General features: G+C 55.4%; 15 protein-coding genes. All 15 read right to left on the reverse strand.

Going from position 1 to position 16,085, the window contains the following annotated elements:
* Window positions 1-84 precede the first annotated feature (84 nt).
* The 15 genes from pstS to mioC all read right to left on the reverse strand — a co-directional run bounded on the left by pstS (window position 85) and on the right by mioC (window position 15,968).
* Complete coding sequence (gene pstS, locus J1C59_RS00215) at window positions 85-1,128, reverse strand: phosphate ABC transporter substrate-binding protein PstS (protein WP_128084227.1); 1,044 nt, start codon at window positions 1,126-1,128, stop codon at window positions 85-87.
* 165 nt (window positions 1,129-1,293) lie between these two features.
* A complete protein-coding gene (glmS, locus tag J1C59_RS00220; protein WP_128084226.1) occupies window positions 1,294-3,123 on the reverse strand; it encodes a glutamine--fructose-6-phosphate transaminase (isomerizing) in 1,830 nt (609 codons plus the stop codon).
* A gap of 152 nt (window positions 3,124-3,275) precedes the next feature.
* Window positions 3,276-4,646, reverse strand: coding sequence for a bifunctional UDP-N-acetylglucosamine diphosphorylase/glucosamine-1-phosphate N-acetyltransferase GlmU (glmU, locus tag J1C59_RS00225; RefSeq protein WP_128084225.1), 1,371 nt, complete (start codon window positions 4,644-4,646; stop codon window positions 3,276-3,278).
* A 160-nt stretch (window positions 4,647-4,806) separates the two neighbouring features.
* The gene (locus J1C59_RS00230) at window positions 4,807-5,226 is read right to left on the reverse strand and encodes a F0F1 ATP synthase subunit epsilon (RefSeq protein ID WP_008926374.1); all 420 of its coding nucleotides are present in this window, start codon (window positions 5,224-5,226) and stop codon (window positions 4,807-4,809) included.
* Between the two features lie 24 nt (window positions 5,227-5,250).
* Window positions 5,251-6,648, reverse strand: a complete 1,398-nt coding sequence (gene atpD / locus J1C59_RS00235) for a F0F1 ATP synthase subunit beta (RefSeq protein ID WP_111141395.1) — start codon at window positions 6,646-6,648, stop codon at window positions 5,251-5,253.
* 30 nt (window positions 6,649-6,678) lie between these two features.
* A complete protein-coding gene (gene atpG / locus J1C59_RS00240; RefSeq protein WP_128084224.1) occupies window positions 6,679-7,545 on the reverse strand; it encodes a F0F1 ATP synthase subunit gamma in 867 nt (288 codons plus the stop codon).
* A gap of 52 nt (window positions 7,546-7,597) precedes the next feature.
* Window positions 7,598-9,139, reverse strand: coding sequence for a F0F1 ATP synthase subunit alpha (gene atpA / locus J1C59_RS00245; RefSeq protein ID WP_003849532.1), 1,542 nt, complete (start codon window positions 9,137-9,139; stop codon window positions 7,598-7,600).
* A gap of 14 nt (window positions 9,140-9,153) precedes the next feature.
* Window positions 9,154-9,687 (reverse strand): F0F1 ATP synthase subunit delta, encoded by a 534-nt coding sequence (gene atpH / locus J1C59_RS00250; protein WP_111140951.1) that lies wholly within the window; start codon window positions 9,685-9,687, stop codon window positions 9,154-9,156.
* 14 nt (window positions 9,688-9,701) lie between these two features.
* Window positions 9,702-10,172, reverse strand: a complete 471-nt coding sequence (gene atpF, locus J1C59_RS00255; RefSeq protein WP_111140950.1) for a F0F1 ATP synthase subunit B — start codon at window positions 10,170-10,172, stop codon at window positions 9,702-9,704.
* A gap of 106 nt (window positions 10,173-10,278) precedes the next feature.
* Complete coding sequence (gene atpE / locus J1C59_RS00260; protein ID WP_003849523.1) at window positions 10,279-10,518, reverse strand: F0F1 ATP synthase subunit C; 240 nt, start codon at window positions 10,516-10,518, stop codon at window positions 10,279-10,281.
* Between the two features lie 105 nt (window positions 10,519-10,623).
* Entirely contained in the window at window positions 10,624-11,442 is an 819-nt protein-coding gene (atpB, locus tag J1C59_RS00265) for a F0F1 ATP synthase subunit A (protein WP_128084223.1), read from the reverse strand.
* 8 nt (window positions 11,443-11,450) lie between these two features.
* Entirely contained in the window at window positions 11,451-11,831 is a 381-nt protein-coding gene (gene atpI / locus J1C59_RS00270) for a F0F1 ATP synthase subunit I (RefSeq protein WP_128084222.1), read from the reverse strand.
* Window positions 11,832-12,540: 709 nt separating this feature from the next.
* On the reverse strand, window positions 12,541-13,158 hold the full coding sequence (gene rsmG / locus J1C59_RS00275; RefSeq protein WP_128084221.1) for a 16S rRNA (guanine(527)-N(7))-methyltransferase RsmG: 618 nt from the start codon (window positions 13,156-13,158) through the stop codon (window positions 12,541-12,543).
* Between the two features lie 47 nt (window positions 13,159-13,205).
* A complete protein-coding gene (gene mnmG, locus J1C59_RS00280; RefSeq protein WP_140917337.1) occupies window positions 13,206-15,095 on the reverse strand; it encodes a tRNA uridine-5-carboxymethylaminomethyl(34) synthesis enzyme MnmG in 1,890 nt (629 codons plus the stop codon).
* A 432-nt stretch (window positions 15,096-15,527) separates the two neighbouring features.
* Complete coding sequence (gene mioC, locus J1C59_RS00285; protein ID WP_140917336.1) at window positions 15,528-15,968, reverse strand: FMN-binding protein MioC; 441 nt, start codon at window positions 15,966-15,968, stop codon at window positions 15,528-15,530.
* Window positions 15,969-16,085: the final 117 nt, after the last annotated feature.

Here is a 16,085-nt window from a genome sequence, read left to right on the forward strand (position 1 = left end):
AGTCTCGGTCTTCAGAAGTTATCAGGGCGGCATCACGCCGCCCGTGGGGTCTGACCGGCGCAGTGTCCGGTCAGGGTCGGTCCATTACTGATACAGCGCTTTACCAGAACTGTCTTTGATGTTGGCTTTCCAGGCGGCGCGAATCTGTTCGGTCACGCTATCCGGCAGCGCAGCGTAATCCAGCGCGGTGGCCGTTTTGCTGCCGCTTTTGTACGCCCAGTCAAAGAACTTCAGCACTTCGGCGCCCTTGGCCGCATTTGCCTGGTCTTTGTAGATCAGGATGAAGGTGGTTGAGGAGATAGGCCAGGCATCCGTTCCCTTCTGGAAGGTCAGATCCTGTGCGAACGATTTGCTCCAGTCAGCGCCTTTCGCCGCATTGCTGAAGCTGGTTTCGCTCGGCGCGACCGCTTTGCCATCGGCATCCACCAGTTTGGTGTAGGTCAGGTTGTTCTGTTTGGCGTAGGCGTATTCCACATAGCCGATGGAACCCGGCAGACGCTGAACGAAGGCGGCGACGCCGTCATTGCCTTTACCGCCCAGACCGACCGGCCAGTTAACGGTGTTGCCTTTACCAATTTTGCTGTTCCACTCTTCGTTCACTTTCGCCAGATAGCTGGTGAAGACGAAGGAGGTGCCTGAACCGTCAGCGCGGCGTACCACGTTGATGTTGGTTTCCGGCAGCTTCACGCCCGGGTTGAGTTTAGCGATCGCCGGATCGTTCCACTTTTTGATGGTGCCGAGGTAGATGTCACCCACGGTTTTGCCATCCAGCGTCAGCTGACCTGACTTGATCCCTGGCAGGTTCACCGCCAGCACCACGCCACCGATCACGGTCGGGAACTGGAACAGGCCGTTTTTCTGCAGGTCTTCCTCTTTCATCGGCGCATCGGACGCACCGAAATCCACGGTTTTGGCGATGATCTGCTTCACGCCACCAGATGAACCGATACCCTGGTAGTTAATCTTGCTACCGGTGGCTTGCTGATATTCTGCTGCCCACTTGGCATAAACCGGCGCCGGGAACGTCCCGCCTGCGCCAGTGAGATCGGTTGCCGCAAAAGCAGATACCGCGCTTACGGCGAAAGTGGTGGCGAGGAGTCGGGCTACGGTGCTACGCATCAGTGTCATGTTCCCTCCAGGGGAGAAAAGTCAGGCTCGGGGCCGTTTTAGTAAGAGTCAGTGATTGCTGCAGGAGGGAAAATAGGACAGTTTGATGACAGTGAAATGTACGAAATGTGACAGTTATATGACAGTGCGCTGAAATGAAGCGGGCCCGCGACGGGGCCCACTTTTTTATTCCACGGTAACGGATTTCGCCAGGTTACGTGGCTGATCGACGTCGGTGCCTTTGATCAGGGCGACGTGATAGGAGAGCAACTGCAGCGGCACGGTGTAGAAGATCGGCGCAATCACCTCTTCGACGTGCGGCAACGGGATAATCTTCATCCCGTCGCTGTCGCTGAAGCCTGCATCCTGGTCGGCAAAGACGTAGAGCAGGCCGCCGCGCGCGCGCACCTCTTCGATGTTGGACTTGAGCTTCTCCAGCAGTTCGTTGTTAGGCGCCACCACGATGACCGGCATATCGGCATCGATCAGCGCCAGCGGGCCATGTTTCAGCTCGCCAGCCGCATAGGCTTCCGCATGAATGTAGGAGATCTCCTTGAGCTTCAGCGCCCCTTCCATCGCAATCGGATACTGATCGCCACGGCCCAGGAACAGCGCATGATGCTTGTCGGAGAAGCCTTCGGCCAGATTTTCGATCAGCTTATCCTGCGCCAGCATCTGCTCGATGCGGCTCGGCAACGCCTGCAGCGCATGCACGATCTCATGCTCGGTGTCGGCAGACATCCCTTTCAGACGGCCCAGTTTCGCCACCAGCATCAGCAATACCGCGAGCTGAGTGGTGAAGGCTTTGGTGGAGGCGACGCCGATTTCGGTGCCCGCTTTGGTCATCAGCGCCAGGTCCGATTCCCGCACCAGGGATGAGCCGGCCACGTTGCAGACCGCCAGCGACCCCAGGTAGCCCAGCTCTTTCGAGAGGCGCAGCGCCGCCAGCGTATCGGCCGTTTCGCCCGATTGCGACAGGGTAATCAGCAGGCTGTTCCTGCGCACCGCGGATTTGCGGTAGCGGAACTCCGAGGCGATCTCCACATCGCAGGGAATGTTTGCCAGCGACTCAAACCAGTAGCGAGACACCATGCCGGAGTTGTAGGAGGTGCCGCAGGCGATAATCTGGATATGCTCGACCTGGCTCAGCAGCGCCTCTGCGCCCGCGCCCAGTTCGCTGAGGTCAACCTGCCCCTGGCTGAACCGGCCGCTCAGGGTGCTTTTCAGCGCCATCGGCTGTTCGTAGATCTCTTTCTGCATGTAGTGACGGTAGATGCCCTTGTCACCGGCGTCATACTGCAGGTTCGATTCGATCTCCGCGCGCGTGACGATGTTGCCGTCACGATCGACGATGGTGACATCACGACGGCTGATCTCGGCGATGTCGCCCTCTTCCAGATAGATAAACCGGCGGGTAACCGGCAGCAGGGCCAGCTGATCCGAGGCAATAAAGTTTTCGCCGACGCCGCGACCGATAACCAGCGGACTGCCGGAGCGGGCGGCCACCAGCAGTGACGGATCGCGGCTGTCCATGATCACCATGCCGTAGGCCCCGCGCAGTTGCGGGATCACGCGCAGCACGACTTCACGCAGCGAACCGCCCTGCTTCTGCTCCCAGTGGATCAGATGCGCCACCACTTCGGTGTCGGTTTCGGAGGCAAAGACGTAGCCGCGTGCGATCAGTTCTGCGCGCAGCGGTTCATGGTTCTCTATAATGCCGTTGTGCACGATGATGATGTGCTCTGAGACGTGCGGATGCGCGTTCGCCTCAGACGGCTCACCGTGGGTGGCCCAGCGCGTATGCGCGATACCGGTGCCCCCAATCAGCGGCTGCTGTTCGGCCGCTTCCGCCAGTTTCTGCACTTTTCCCAAACGACGCAGGCGCGTCACGTGCCCCTGACGATCGACCACGGCCAGCCCGGCCGAATCATATCCGCGATACTCAAGACGACGCAGACCTTCCAGCAGAATCTCTGCGATATCGCGCTGTGCTACTGCACCAACAATTCCACACATAATGATGTTTTCCTGACTACATGGCTTTTCGCCACTTCTGTTGTCATGCGACCTGATATCCGGCGTTGCCGGTTCCCCGAGCCTTGTAGAGAGTGGGGATTATAGTTTTGGCACTGCACTGCGTCGGCCCGCACCGCGGGCCGTTAAAAATTTTATTTTTTCTTCACCGGACGCTGCCAGTCCGCTTTATGGTTCTGCGCTTTGCGGTTATAGACCAGACCGGCCTCAGTCACATCCTTCATGATGGTGGTGCCTGCCGCAATGGTGGTGCCTGCCGCCACGCTGACCGGTGCCACCAGCTGCGTGTCCGATCCCACAAAGACATCATCGCCAATCACGGTTTTCGATTTATTGGCGCCATCATAGTTACAGGTAATGGTGCCCGCGCCGATGTTCACGTTGTCGCCAATCTCGGCATCACCGAGATAGGAGAGGTGACCGGCTTTTGATCCCCTGCCCAGGCGCGCTTTCTTCATTTCAACGAAGTTGCCTACGTGAGCGGCCGCCGCCAGCTCGCTGCCGGGACGCAGACGGGCAAAGGGGCCAACGGTACAGGCGGTCGCGAGATTTGCATCCTCGATCACCGAATAGGGACTGATTTCGCAGTCATCACCGATCACGCTGTTTCTGATGATGCAGCCCGCGCCGATTTTTACGCGCGCGCCCAGCGTGACCTGGCCTTCAATAATGACGTTGGTGTCGATTTCCACATCCCGGCCATGCGTCAGCGTGCCGCGCAGATCGAACCGCGCCGGGTCGCGCAGCATCACGCCCGCCAGCAGCAGTTTTTCCGCCTGTTCCGCCTGGAAGGTGCGCTCTAATGTCGCCAGCTGCAGCCGGTTATTCACGCCGTCGGTTTCGCTGATGCGTGTCGGATGGACGGCGTTAATCACCCGCCCCTCCTGATGCGCCAGTGCGATGATATCGGTGATGTAATATTCACCCTGCGCATTGTTGTTGGTGAGCTGCGCCAGCCAGCGTTTGAGATCGCCGCCGTTGGCGATCAGGATGCCGGTATTGATCTCATTAATGCGGAGCTGCGCCGGGCTGGCATCTTTCTGTTCGATAATGCCGACGATAGTGTCGTTTTCGCGCACAATGCGGCCATAGCCGGTGGGATCGTCCAGCACGACGGTGAGTAAGCCGATGCCGCCCTCGGGTTTTGCTTCACGCAGACGCTGCAGTGTGGCCTCAGCAATCAGCGGCACGTCGCCGTAGAGCATCATGATATCTTCATCGTCGGCAAACGCCGGTGCCGCCTGCTGCATGGCATGGCCGGTGCCGAGCTGCTCCGCCTGCAGCACCCAGTTAAGTGTGCTGTCGGTCAGCGTCGCTTTAAGAAGATCGCCGCCGTGACCATAAACCAGATGCACCTGCTGCGCACCCAGCCCTTTAGCGGCATCAATCACATGCTGAACCATCGGTTTGCCTGCCAGTGTGTGCAGAACTTTAGGCAGATCGGAATACATACGGGTGCCCTTGCCAGCGGCCAGGATCACCACACTCATCGCACTGTTAGACATAACCATCCTGAGTGAATTTTTACGGGTGAAAGTAAAGCGGTTTGGGGTTGAGATTACTACATTTTTCTCAGGCCGAAATTAGGCGAACAGGCCGATCGTGCCCGTCAGACAAAAAAAATGCCAGCCCGAGGGCTGGCATTTCGTGACGCATAAAGCTGGATTACATCGCTTTTTTGGTCAGTTCGATCACGCGCAGTTTAGCAATGGCTTTCGCCAGCTCGGCAGAGGCCTGAGCATAGTCCACGTCGCCGTGGCTGCTGTTCATGTGCTCTTCTGCTTTGCGTTTTGCTTCCAGAGCACGCGCTTCATCCAGATCGGTACCGCGAATCGCGGTATCGGCCAGGACGGTGCTGCTGCCCGGTTGCACTTCCAGCACGCCGCCAGAGAGGTAAATATACTCCTCTTCGCCGTGCTGTTTCACGATACGGATCATTCCAGGCTTAATGGCAGTCAGCAGCGGCGCATGGCCAGGGAAAATCCCCAGTTCGCCTTCGCTACCTGACACCTGAATTTTCTGTACCAGACCAGAGAACAGCTGTTCTTCTGCGCTGACCACATCCAGGTGATAAGTCATAGCCATAATCTTCCTCCCGGGAAACCGTTATTACAGTTTCTTCGCTTTTTCCACGGCTTCTTCGATGGCACCAACCATGTAGAAGGCCTGCTCTGGCAGGTGGTCAAACTCACCTTCCATGATGCCTTTAAAGCCACGGATAGTGTCTTTCAGCGTAACGTATTTGCCCGGTGAACCGGTGAATACTTCCGCAACGAAGAACGGCTGAGACAGGAAGCGCTGAATCTTACGCGCACGTGCCACCAGCAGTTTATCTTCTTCAGACAGCTCATCCATACCGAGGATGGCGATGATGTCTTTCAGCTCCTGATAACGCTGCAGCAGTGACTGAACGCCACGCGCAACATCATAGTGCTCCTGACCCACAACCAGTGGATCCAGCTGACGGCTGGTGGAATCCAGCGGGTCAACGGCCGGGTAGATACCCAGAGAGGCGATCTGACGGCTCAGCGTTACCGTTGAGTCTAAGTGCGCAAAGGTGGTTGCTGGTGACGGGTCAGTCAGGTCATCCGCAGGGACGTAAACGGCCTGTACGGAGGTGATTGAACCGGTCTTGGTGGAGGTAATACGCTCCTGCAACACACCCATCTCTTCGGCCAGCGTTGGCTGATAACCTACTGCAGATGGCATACGACCCAGCAGTGCAGAGACTTCTGTACCGGCCAGGGTGTAACGGTAGATGTTATCGATGAACAGCAGAACGTCGCGGCCTTCATCACGGAATTTTTCCGCCATGGTCAGACCGGTCAGTGCCACGCGCAGACGGTTACCCGGCGGCTCGTTCATCTGGCCATAGACCAGGGCAACTTTATCGATAACGTTTGAGTCGGTCATTTCGTGGTAGAAGTCGTTACCCTCACGAGTACGCTCACCCACACCGGCAAACACAGAGTAACCTGAGTGTTCAGCCGCGATGTTACGGATCAGTTCCATCATGTTGACGGTTTTACCCACACCCGCACCACCGAACAGACCCACTTTACCGCCTTTGGCAAACGGACACATCAGGTCGATAACCTTGATGCCGGTTTCCAGCAGTTCCTGCGAGTTAGACTGTTCTTCATAAGAAGGCGCTGCGCGGTGAATAGAGGCGATCTCTACTGCGCTGCCATCTTCTTCTTTCAGGTCGCCTTTCATATCGATTGGCTCGCCGAGAACGTTCATGATACGGCCCAGGGTCGCTTTACCGACGGGAACCTGAATAGGTTTCTGCAGGTCGTTGACGCTCAGACCACGCTTCAGGCCGTCAGACGTACCCATTGCAATGGTACGCACTACGCCGCCGCCCAGCTGCTGCTGAACTTCCAGCACCAGACGCGCATCACCATTCATCACCTCGAGGGCGCTGTACACTTGCGGTACCGCGTCCTGAGGGAATTCGACGTCAACAACGGCGCCGATAATCTGGACAATCTTTCCAGTTGCCATCTTGAATCCTCTACCTAATTCCAAACCTGGTTAAACCGCGGAGGCCCCCGAGACGATCTCGGTAAGTTCCTGGGTGATGCTGGCCTGACGAGCTTTGTTGTAAATCAACTGCAGCTCTTTGATCAGATTTCCGCCGTTGTCGGTTGCAGCTTTCATTGCCACCATACGTGCGGCCTGCTCACTGGCCAGATTTTCCACCACACCCTGATAAACCTGCGATTCGACATAACGACGCAGCAGGGTATCCAGCAGCGCTTTCGGATCGGGTTCGTACAGGTAATCCCAGGTCTTCGCCTTCATCTCTTCTTCACCTTCCGCTGGCGCTAACGGCAGCAGTTGGGTGATGGTCGGAGTCTGAGACATGGTGTTATTGAACTTGTTACTGACGATCATCAGCTTGTCGATGCGGCCTTCATCATAAGCCTGCAACATCACTTTTACCGGGCCGATCAGATCTGACAGGGCAGGTTTATCGCCCATGCCGCTGACCTGCGCCACGATGTTGCCACCCACAGCACTGAAGAATGACGCCCCTTTAGAACCGATAATCGACAGATCGCTCTGCACGCCTTTATCGGACCAGGACTTCATATCCGCCAGTAATTTTTTGAACAGGTTAATGTTCAAACCACCACAAAGCCCGCGGTCTGTTGAAACGACCAGGTAGCCGACGCGCTTCACGTCGCGCTCTTCCAGGTAAGGGTGCTTGTATTCCAGATTACCTAACGCAAGGTGACCAATCACTTTGCGCATGGTGTCTGCATACGGACGGCTGGCCGCCATGCGTTCCTGCGTTTTACGCATTTTGGAGGCGGCGACCATTTCCATCGCTTTGGTGATCTTCTGCGTGTTTTTCACGCTTCCGATCTTGCTTCGTATCTCTTTTGCGCCGGCCATTAGCTTCTCCTCAAAGCCTTGCGGCCTGCCTTTTCAGACAAGCCGCCAGACATTACCAGGACTGGGTTGCTTTAAACGTATCGATCAGGCCTTTCAGCTTCGCTTCGATATCGTTGTTAAAGTTGCCAGACTGGTTGATTTCAGCCATCAGCTCAGCGTGGTCGCGATCGGCGAAGGCCAGCAGCGCAGCTTCGAAGCTGCCAATTTTTGCCAGTTCAACGTCGTTCAGGTAGCCACGCTCTGCAGCGAACAGAACCAGACCCTGCTGCGCGACGGACATCGGCGCATACTGTTTCTGCTTCAGCAGCTCGGTCACTTTCTGACCGTGGCTCAGCTGTTTGCGGGTTGCATCATCCAGATCGGAAGCGAACTGCGAGAACGCCGCCAGTTCACGATACTGTGCCAGCGCGGTACGGATACCACCGGACAGTTTTTTGATGATCTTGGTCTGCGCAGCACCACCAACACGGGATACCGAAATACCTGGGTTAACCGCCGGACGAATACCGGAGTTAAACAGGTTCGATTCCAGGAAGATCTGACCATCAGTAATCGAGATTACGTTGGTCGGAACGAACGCAGAAACGTCGCCCGCCTGGGTTTCGATGATCGGCAGCGCGGTCAGTGAACCGGTTTTACCTGTCACAGCGCCATTGGTGAAACGCTCTACATAATCAGCGCTTACGCGTGATGCACGTTCCAGCAGACGGGAGTGGAGATAGAACACGTCGCCAGGGAAAGCTTCACGACCTGGTGGACGACGCAGCAGCAGCGAGATCTGACGGTAAGCGATAGCCTGCTTGGAGAGGTCATCATAAACGATCAGCGCATCTTCACCGCGGTCACGGAAGTATTCACCCATCGCACAGCCTGCGTATGGAGAGAGATACTGCAGCGCAGCAGATTCAGACGCAGACGCCACAACAACGATGGTGTTCTGCAGTGCGCCATGCTCTTCCAGCTTGCGAACCACGTTGGAGATGGTTGAGGCTTTCTGACCAATCGCAACGTAGACACACTTGATGCCTGAATCGCGCTGGTTGATGATCGCATCGATCGCCATCGCGGTTTTACCGGTCTGACGGTCACCGATGATCAGCTCACGCTGGCCACGGCCGATTGGAATCATCGCATCGACGGACTTATAACCGGTCTGAACCGGCTGGTCGACGGACTGACGATCGATAACGCCAGGAGCAATCACTTCAACCGGTGAGAAACCGTCGTTGTCGATTGCGCCTTTACCGTCGATAGGAGCACCCAGGGTGTTCACGACGCGGCCCAGCAGGCCACGGCCTACCGGTACTTCAAGGATACGGCCAGTACACTTAACCTTCATGCCTTCGGCGAGGTCAGCGTAAGGACCCATCACCACTGCACCAACCGAGTCACGCTCGAGGTTCAGGGCGATAGCGTAACGGTTACCCGGCAGGGCAATCATCTCACCCTGCATCACATCGGCCAGGCCGTGTACGCGGATGATACCGTCACTTACAGAAACAATCGTACCTTCGTTGTGAGCTTCACTCACGACATTGAACTGAGCAATGCGCTGCTTGATCAGTTCGCTGATTTCGGTGGAATTCAGTTGCATATGCTCCAGTCCCCTTAAGACTGCAAGACGTCAGCCAGACGGTCAAGACGGCCGCGTACGCTGCCATCAATAACCAGATCACCCGCACGGATGATCACGCCTGCCATCACAGACTTATCAATTTTGCAATTCAGCTTAACTTTGCGTGACAGACGTTTTTCCATCGCGGCGCTGATTTTATTCAGCTGGTCGTCACTCAGCGTACTGGCGGAGATAACATCGACTTCAGCGGTAGCTTCGTGAGCATCACGCAGTTCGATGTAAAGAGCCAGTACAGCCGGAAGCGCTGTCAAACGTCCGTTTTCCGCCATCACCTTAATCAGGTTCTGCGCGGGTTCATCCAGTTGATCACCACAGACTGCGTTAAACGACGCTGCCAACGCTTCGGGTGCTAATGCACCTGAAAGAAGATCAGCCATCTGTTCATTGCGAGCCACTTCTGCGGCAAACGCCAGCATCTGTTGCCAGCGTTCTATACTTTGATGCTCAACAGCAAAGTCAAAAGCTGCTTTGGCGTAGGGGCGAGCTACAGTAATCAGATCAGACATCAGCCCCTCCCTCCTTACAGTTCAGCGACCAGTTTATCAACGATGTCGCTGTTAGCAGCTTCATCCACGGAACGTTCGATGATCTTCTCGGCACCAGCCATAGCCAGCAACGCAACCTGCTTACGCAGCTCTTCACGCGCACGTTTGCGTTCGGCGTCAATTTCAGCCTGCGCTTGTGTCACGATGCGATTACGTTCGTTTTCAGCTTCGGTTTTGGCTTCGTCCAGAATCTGCGCGCGACGCTTGTTCGCTTGCTCGATAATGACCTGAGCGTCTTCTTTGGCTTTTTTCAGCTGGTCGGTCGCATTAGCCTGCGCGAGATCCAAATCTTTCTTTGCACGTTCAGCAGAAGCAAGGCCTTCAGCAATTTCTTTCTGGCGCTTTTCGATGGCAGCCATAATCGGCGGCCATACGTACTTCATGCAGAACGCGACAAACAGGATGAACGCGATAGCCTGGCCGAGGATTGTTGCATTAATGTTCACAGCACAATGCCTCTAGATTGAGTATTTAACTTTTCTGCCGTTATCAACGATAAGCGGCAGAATCCGTTCACCCCTGCACATTGTGCGTTGAGTGAACACAAGGGCTTTAGGCGACAGCAAACATCACGTACAGACCCAGACCAACAGCGATCATCGGGATTGCATCCACCAGACCCATTACAACAAAGAACTGCGTACGCAGCAGAGGAATCAGGTCAGGCTGACGAGCAGCGCCTTCCAGGAATTTTCCTCCGAGGATGCCGATACCGATCGCAGCACCGATTGCCGCCAGGCCCATCATCACAGCGGCAGCCATGTACAGCAGATCCATATTCAGGTTTTCCATGACAGTCTCCAGTTTGTTTCAGTTAAATGCTCCCTTCATCTTTCGGGCTTCAGCGACGTGCGCTGCCGCCCGAAATCAAGAGGGAAAGTAGTGTTGAGAAAAAAATCAATGTTCTTCAGATGCCATCGACAGATAGACAATCGTGAGGACCATGAAAATGAAAGCCTGTAGCGAAATGATCAGGATGTGGAAAATGGCCCACGGCACATTCAGCACCCACTGCGACCACCACGGCAACAGACCGGCAATAAGGATAAAGATCAGTTCACCCGCATACATGTTACCGAACAGTCGTAAACCCAGTGACACAGGCTTAGACAGCAGGCTCACACCTTCCAGAATCAGGTTGATCGGGATGAAGATCGGGTGGTTAAAAGGCTGCAGCGTCAGCTCTTTCGTGAAGCCGCCAATGCCTTTCATTTTGATGCTGTAGAACAGAATCAAAATAAATACGCCCAACGCCATAGACAGCGTGATGTTCACGTCTGCAGACGGTACGACGCGCAGCGCCGGTAACCCCAACACATGCTCACCAATATATGGCAGCAGGTCGATTGGCAGCAGATCCATGAAGTTCATCAGGAAGACCCAGACAAAAATTGTCAGAGCCAGCGGGGCGATAAGTTTGCTCTTACCGTGATACATGTCGCGCACGTTGCTATCAACGAAACCGACAACCAGTTCGATAGCCGCCTGCATTTTCCCTGGCACACCGCTGGTGACAGACTTCGCCACGCTACGGAACAACACCAGGAAGATAACTCCCAGCACCAGAGAGAAAAACATGGAATCGATATTTAATACCCAGAACGTCGCGGGAGCGTCGTGCGGATTCACTAACTCGAAGGTACGCAGGTCCAACTGAAGATGTGTCAGGTGGTGACCAATGTACTCTTGCGGAGTAGAGATTTCTCCTGCAGCCATGATGCCTCTTACCCTTTGTTGTTAATTACCGCCGGTGCCAGCATTTGTACCACCAGCACCGATAACCAGGTTATCCCGACCGGCCAGAAAGCCGCTCCGAATAGACCCAACGCCACAATGAGCAAAATGATGGTCGCAAACACTTTGGCTATTTCACCCAAAGCGAAGCTCCACGCGACTCGCCCCGAAGCGGGGGCTTGCCCCTGCAGGCGCCAGGCTAAAAACAAAAACAATACGTTTGGCAGCCAGGCTGCCGCGCCGCCAGCCAGAGCAGAGACACCCCAGATGACATCTTTCACAGCAAAGAGTGCGCCGATGATGACTATCGTCACCAGCTGAATCATCAGCACCGTTCGGGCGAATTTTACACTGTAAAGAGACACTGACATGACGCTGATACTCTCCTGCCCCGTTAGGGGTATGTCGCGTGTCGTATAAGACTGCCTTTGCGCAGTTGAGTCAAGCAGCAAAAGCCGTGCAAATTATACGGGCCGCACCTGCGATTTCAATCGGTAAGTAGCGAAAAGGTGAACAATTATTTAAATTTCTTTCCGGAGGGCTATTTTTCCAAAGATTACCCTGCGGAGATTCCCTCTGAACAGACCAAAAATTCTCGCGTATCGGGCTTTTAAAGCGTGCTTTAGATCACATAATAAGCACCTGCACCCGCCTGAGATTTATCTGCGCGCTATTTAAGAACAATCTGTAAAAAGGTTTAACCCTTCATAATCATCACGTTAGGATTTTAAAAAAGGCTTTACGGAACTATTTTCACCGAAAACACGCTATTGACATCGAACGCTGCCTGATAAACGTGAAATTGATATTACGTACGCAAAGTTATTACCACGATATATTTTCAGCCGTGACTACTTTTATTCCGCTACACCGCTATACAGGTGATATTTCTGATAACTAAATGTGAATTAATCGTTAAATGTAACAGAGCTTTTCGGATAATTTCCGTGGGCCTTTTTAACCTTTACCGCGCGACCGCTTAATCAAAATCTTTTATTGATAGCGCATCATCTGCACTTTTTTGCCACCCCACCCTCGCGGAGGTGGCTGAAAAGTGTGCAATTCCTGGTCCGCAGGTCTCTACTGCCGACGAAGGATCACCAGATGACGGTCGCCTTCCAGCTGCGGAACCTGCAGCTTAATAACCGCATCCGCGACGTAGCCGGCCGGTAACTCAGCCATTTCATCGTCCGGACGCACGCCTTTAAGCGCGTAAAAGCGCCCTTCCCCACCCGGCAGATGATGACACCAGTTCACCATGTCGGTCAGCGAGGCAAACGCCCGGCTGATGACGCCATCAAAAGGCGGCTCAGCGGGGAACGCTTCAACCCGGCTCTGGACCGGAGTAATGTTAGTAAGCCCTAACTCATGCTGGACCTGGCGCAGAAAGCGAACCCGTTTGCCCAGGCTGTCGAGCAGCGTGAAGTGAGCATCCGGCATCACGATAGCCAGCGGAATGCCCGGCAGACCCGGACCGGTGCCGACATCGATAAAGCGTGACCCGCTGAGATGCGGCGCCACCACGATGCTGTCGAGGATATGACGGACCAGCATCTGCTGCGGATCGCGCACCGAGGTCAGGTTGTAGGCTTTGTTCCACTTATCCAGCAGGCCGACATAGGCAACCAGCTGCTGTTTTTGTTGATCGGAGAGGGAAATACCGGCTGCTTTCAGCAGCGATGTGAGTGTGTTGATCACAGCATAAGTCCATTCAGCGGGGGCGAGTCGCCTCGCCCCGTTTCAGATCAGGCGCTTTTGCGCAGCAGACCCTGTTTTTTCAAGTAGATCAGCAGAATTGAGATGGCCGCCGGGGTAATGCCCGAAATACGGGTCGCCTGACCAATCGACGTCGGCTTGTGATCGTTCAGCTTGGCGATCACCTCGTTAGAGAGGCCGCTGACCTGCCGGTAGTCGAGTTCCACCGGCAGCAGCGTATTCTCGTTTCGCAGCTGGCGATCGATCTCTTCCTGCTGACGCGCGATATAGCCTTCATATTTGACCTGAATCTCAACCTGCTCTGCAGCCTGCTCGTCCGCCAGCGCCGGCCCATAGCTCTCCAGCGACATCAGCTTCAGATAGGTCATCTCCGGACGGCGCAGCAAATCTTCACCGCTGGCCTCTTTGGTCAGCGGCGCGCTGAGCACCGTGTTCACTTCCGTCACATGTCCGGACTTCGGATGCACCCAGATATCGCGCAGGCGCTGACGCTCCTGTTCGATCGCTTCCAGCTTCTGATTGAAACGCGCCCAGCGCGCATCATCCACCAGGCCCAGCTCGCGACCGGTTTCGGTCAGACGCAGATCGGCATTGTCCTCGCGCAGCATCAGACGATATTCAGCACGCGAGGTAAACATGCGGTACGGCTCTTTGGTGCCGAGTGTGCAGAGGTCATCAACCAGCACGCCCAGATAAGCCTGGTCACGGCGCGGTGCCCAGCCCTCTTTATCCGCAGACTGGCGGGCCGCATTGAGACCGGCCAGCATACCCTGCGCAGCCGCCTCTTCATAACCGGTGGTGCCGTTAATCTGGCCGGCGAAGAACAGGCCGTGAATAAATTTGCTCTCAAGCGTCGGTTTCAGATCGCGCGGATCGAAGAAGTCATACTCGATGGCATAGCCGGGACGCACGATCTTCGCGTTCTCCATGCCCTGCATTGAGCGGACGATCTGAATCTGTACGTCAAACGGCAGGCTGGTAGAGATACCGTTCGGGTAGATCTCGTTGCTGGTCAGCCCTTCCGGCTCCAGGAAGATCTGATGCGAGTTGCGATCGGCAAAGCGCATCACCTTATCTTCGATCGACGGGCAATAGCGCGGGCCGATCCCTTCGATGATCCCGGCATACATCGGACTGCGATCCAGGTTGCTGCGGATCACCTCATGGGTTTTCTCGTTGGTATGGGTGATCCAGCACGGCACCTGCTGCGGGTGTTCGGCAGCACTGCCCATGAACGAGAAGACCGGCATCGGGTTGTCACCGTGCTGCGGCGTCAGCACCGAAAAATCGATGGAACGCGCATCGATGCGTGGTGGCGTGCCGGTTTTGAGGCGGTTCACCCGCAGCGGCAGCGCACGCAGGCGTTTTGCCAGCGGAATGGACGGCGGATCGCCAGCGCGACCGCCACTGTAGTTGTCCAGACCGATATGAATTTTGCCGTCAAGGAAGGTGCCGACGGTCAGAACCACGGTTTTTGCGCGGAATTTCAGGCCCATCTGGGTGACCGCGCCCACGACGCGATCGTTTTCCACGATAAGATCGTCGACCGCCTGCTGGAAGATCATCAGGTTGGGCTGATTCTCCAGTGCAGTGCGCACAGCCTGGCGATAAAGCACGCGATCCGCCTGTGCACGGGTCGCCCGGACGGCCGGCCCTTTGCTCGCGTTTAGTATCCTGAACTGGATACCCGCCTGGTCGATCGCACGGGCCATCAGACCCCCTAAGGCATCCACTTCCTTCACCAGATGTCCTTTGCCAATGCCACCGATCGCCGGGTTACAGGACATTTGTCCAAGCGTATCAATGTTATGGGTGAGTAACAGGGTTTGCTGACCCATTCGGGCGGCCGCCATTGCGGCTTCGGTGCCCGCATGACCACCACCAATTACGATGACGTCAAAAGGATCCTGATAAAACATGAAGTGGTACCTCGGTTAATTAACGTGCAGGATCGTCGTCCTGGGGCGTGGATTCTACTCAAATTCCGGCTGGGGTGAAAGTCGCGGGATCGTCAGGTTTTAAAAGAAAGGATCTTAGATCTGTATATGATCTTTCTGTTAGATCTCTTATTAGGATCCCGTCCCCCTGTGGATATCTGTCAGAACCGGAGCAGAAACAACAGGATAAAGAGGATCGTTAGCTGTGAATGATCGGTGATCCTGATCCGTATAAGCTGGGATCAAAAAGCCCGCTTATCCACAGCTCAAAAAACGTTCTCGGGTTGTTCTTTGGATAACTACCGGTTATACGCACGATTGAGGGGTAGTTATCCACAAAACAAAAGAGTGAAAAAGGATAAATTCAGCATCTTCCACTGGGGATCGTGACGATTTCGCGATCCCCGACCGCCTTCAGATCGCGCTTTTCCAGCTTTCCAGCCAGGCCTCAGCCGGATCTTCAGGGATCTCATGCTCCAGCACGTCAATTTCCAGACGATCGCCGATCCGGTGCGCGCCCTGCGCAATCAGCAGCGCTTCAATCTGGCGGATCGCGCCACAAAAGAGATCGTATTCATGGTTGCCGAGTCCGACAGCACCGAACCGCACCTGAGAGAGGTCGGGCTGCGTGTCACGGATGGTCTCAAAGAGCGGCAGCAGATTGTCAGGAATATCACCCGCGCCGTGGGTGGAGCTGACCACCAGCCAGATCCCCTCGGTCGGCAGCTCATCCAGCGCCGGGCCGTGCAGCATCTGCGTTGAGAAGCCCGCGTCCTGTAATTTTTCTTCCAGATGTTCAGCCACGTACTCTGCGCTACCCAGGGTACTGCCACTGATTAAGGTAATATCGGCCATCTTGCTCTCCCGGACATTAAGGCGAGCATTGTACGCTGTGATCAAGCGGTGATCCACCTGTGGACAACAGGGTTAATCGATCGGGAAAGGCGAACGCAGCCGTTGTCAGCCGCCACA

Source organism: Pantoea deleyi, assembly GCF_022647325.1.
GTDB lineage: Bacteria > Pseudomonadota > Gammaproteobacteria > Enterobacterales > Enterobacteriaceae > Pantoea > Pantoea deleyi.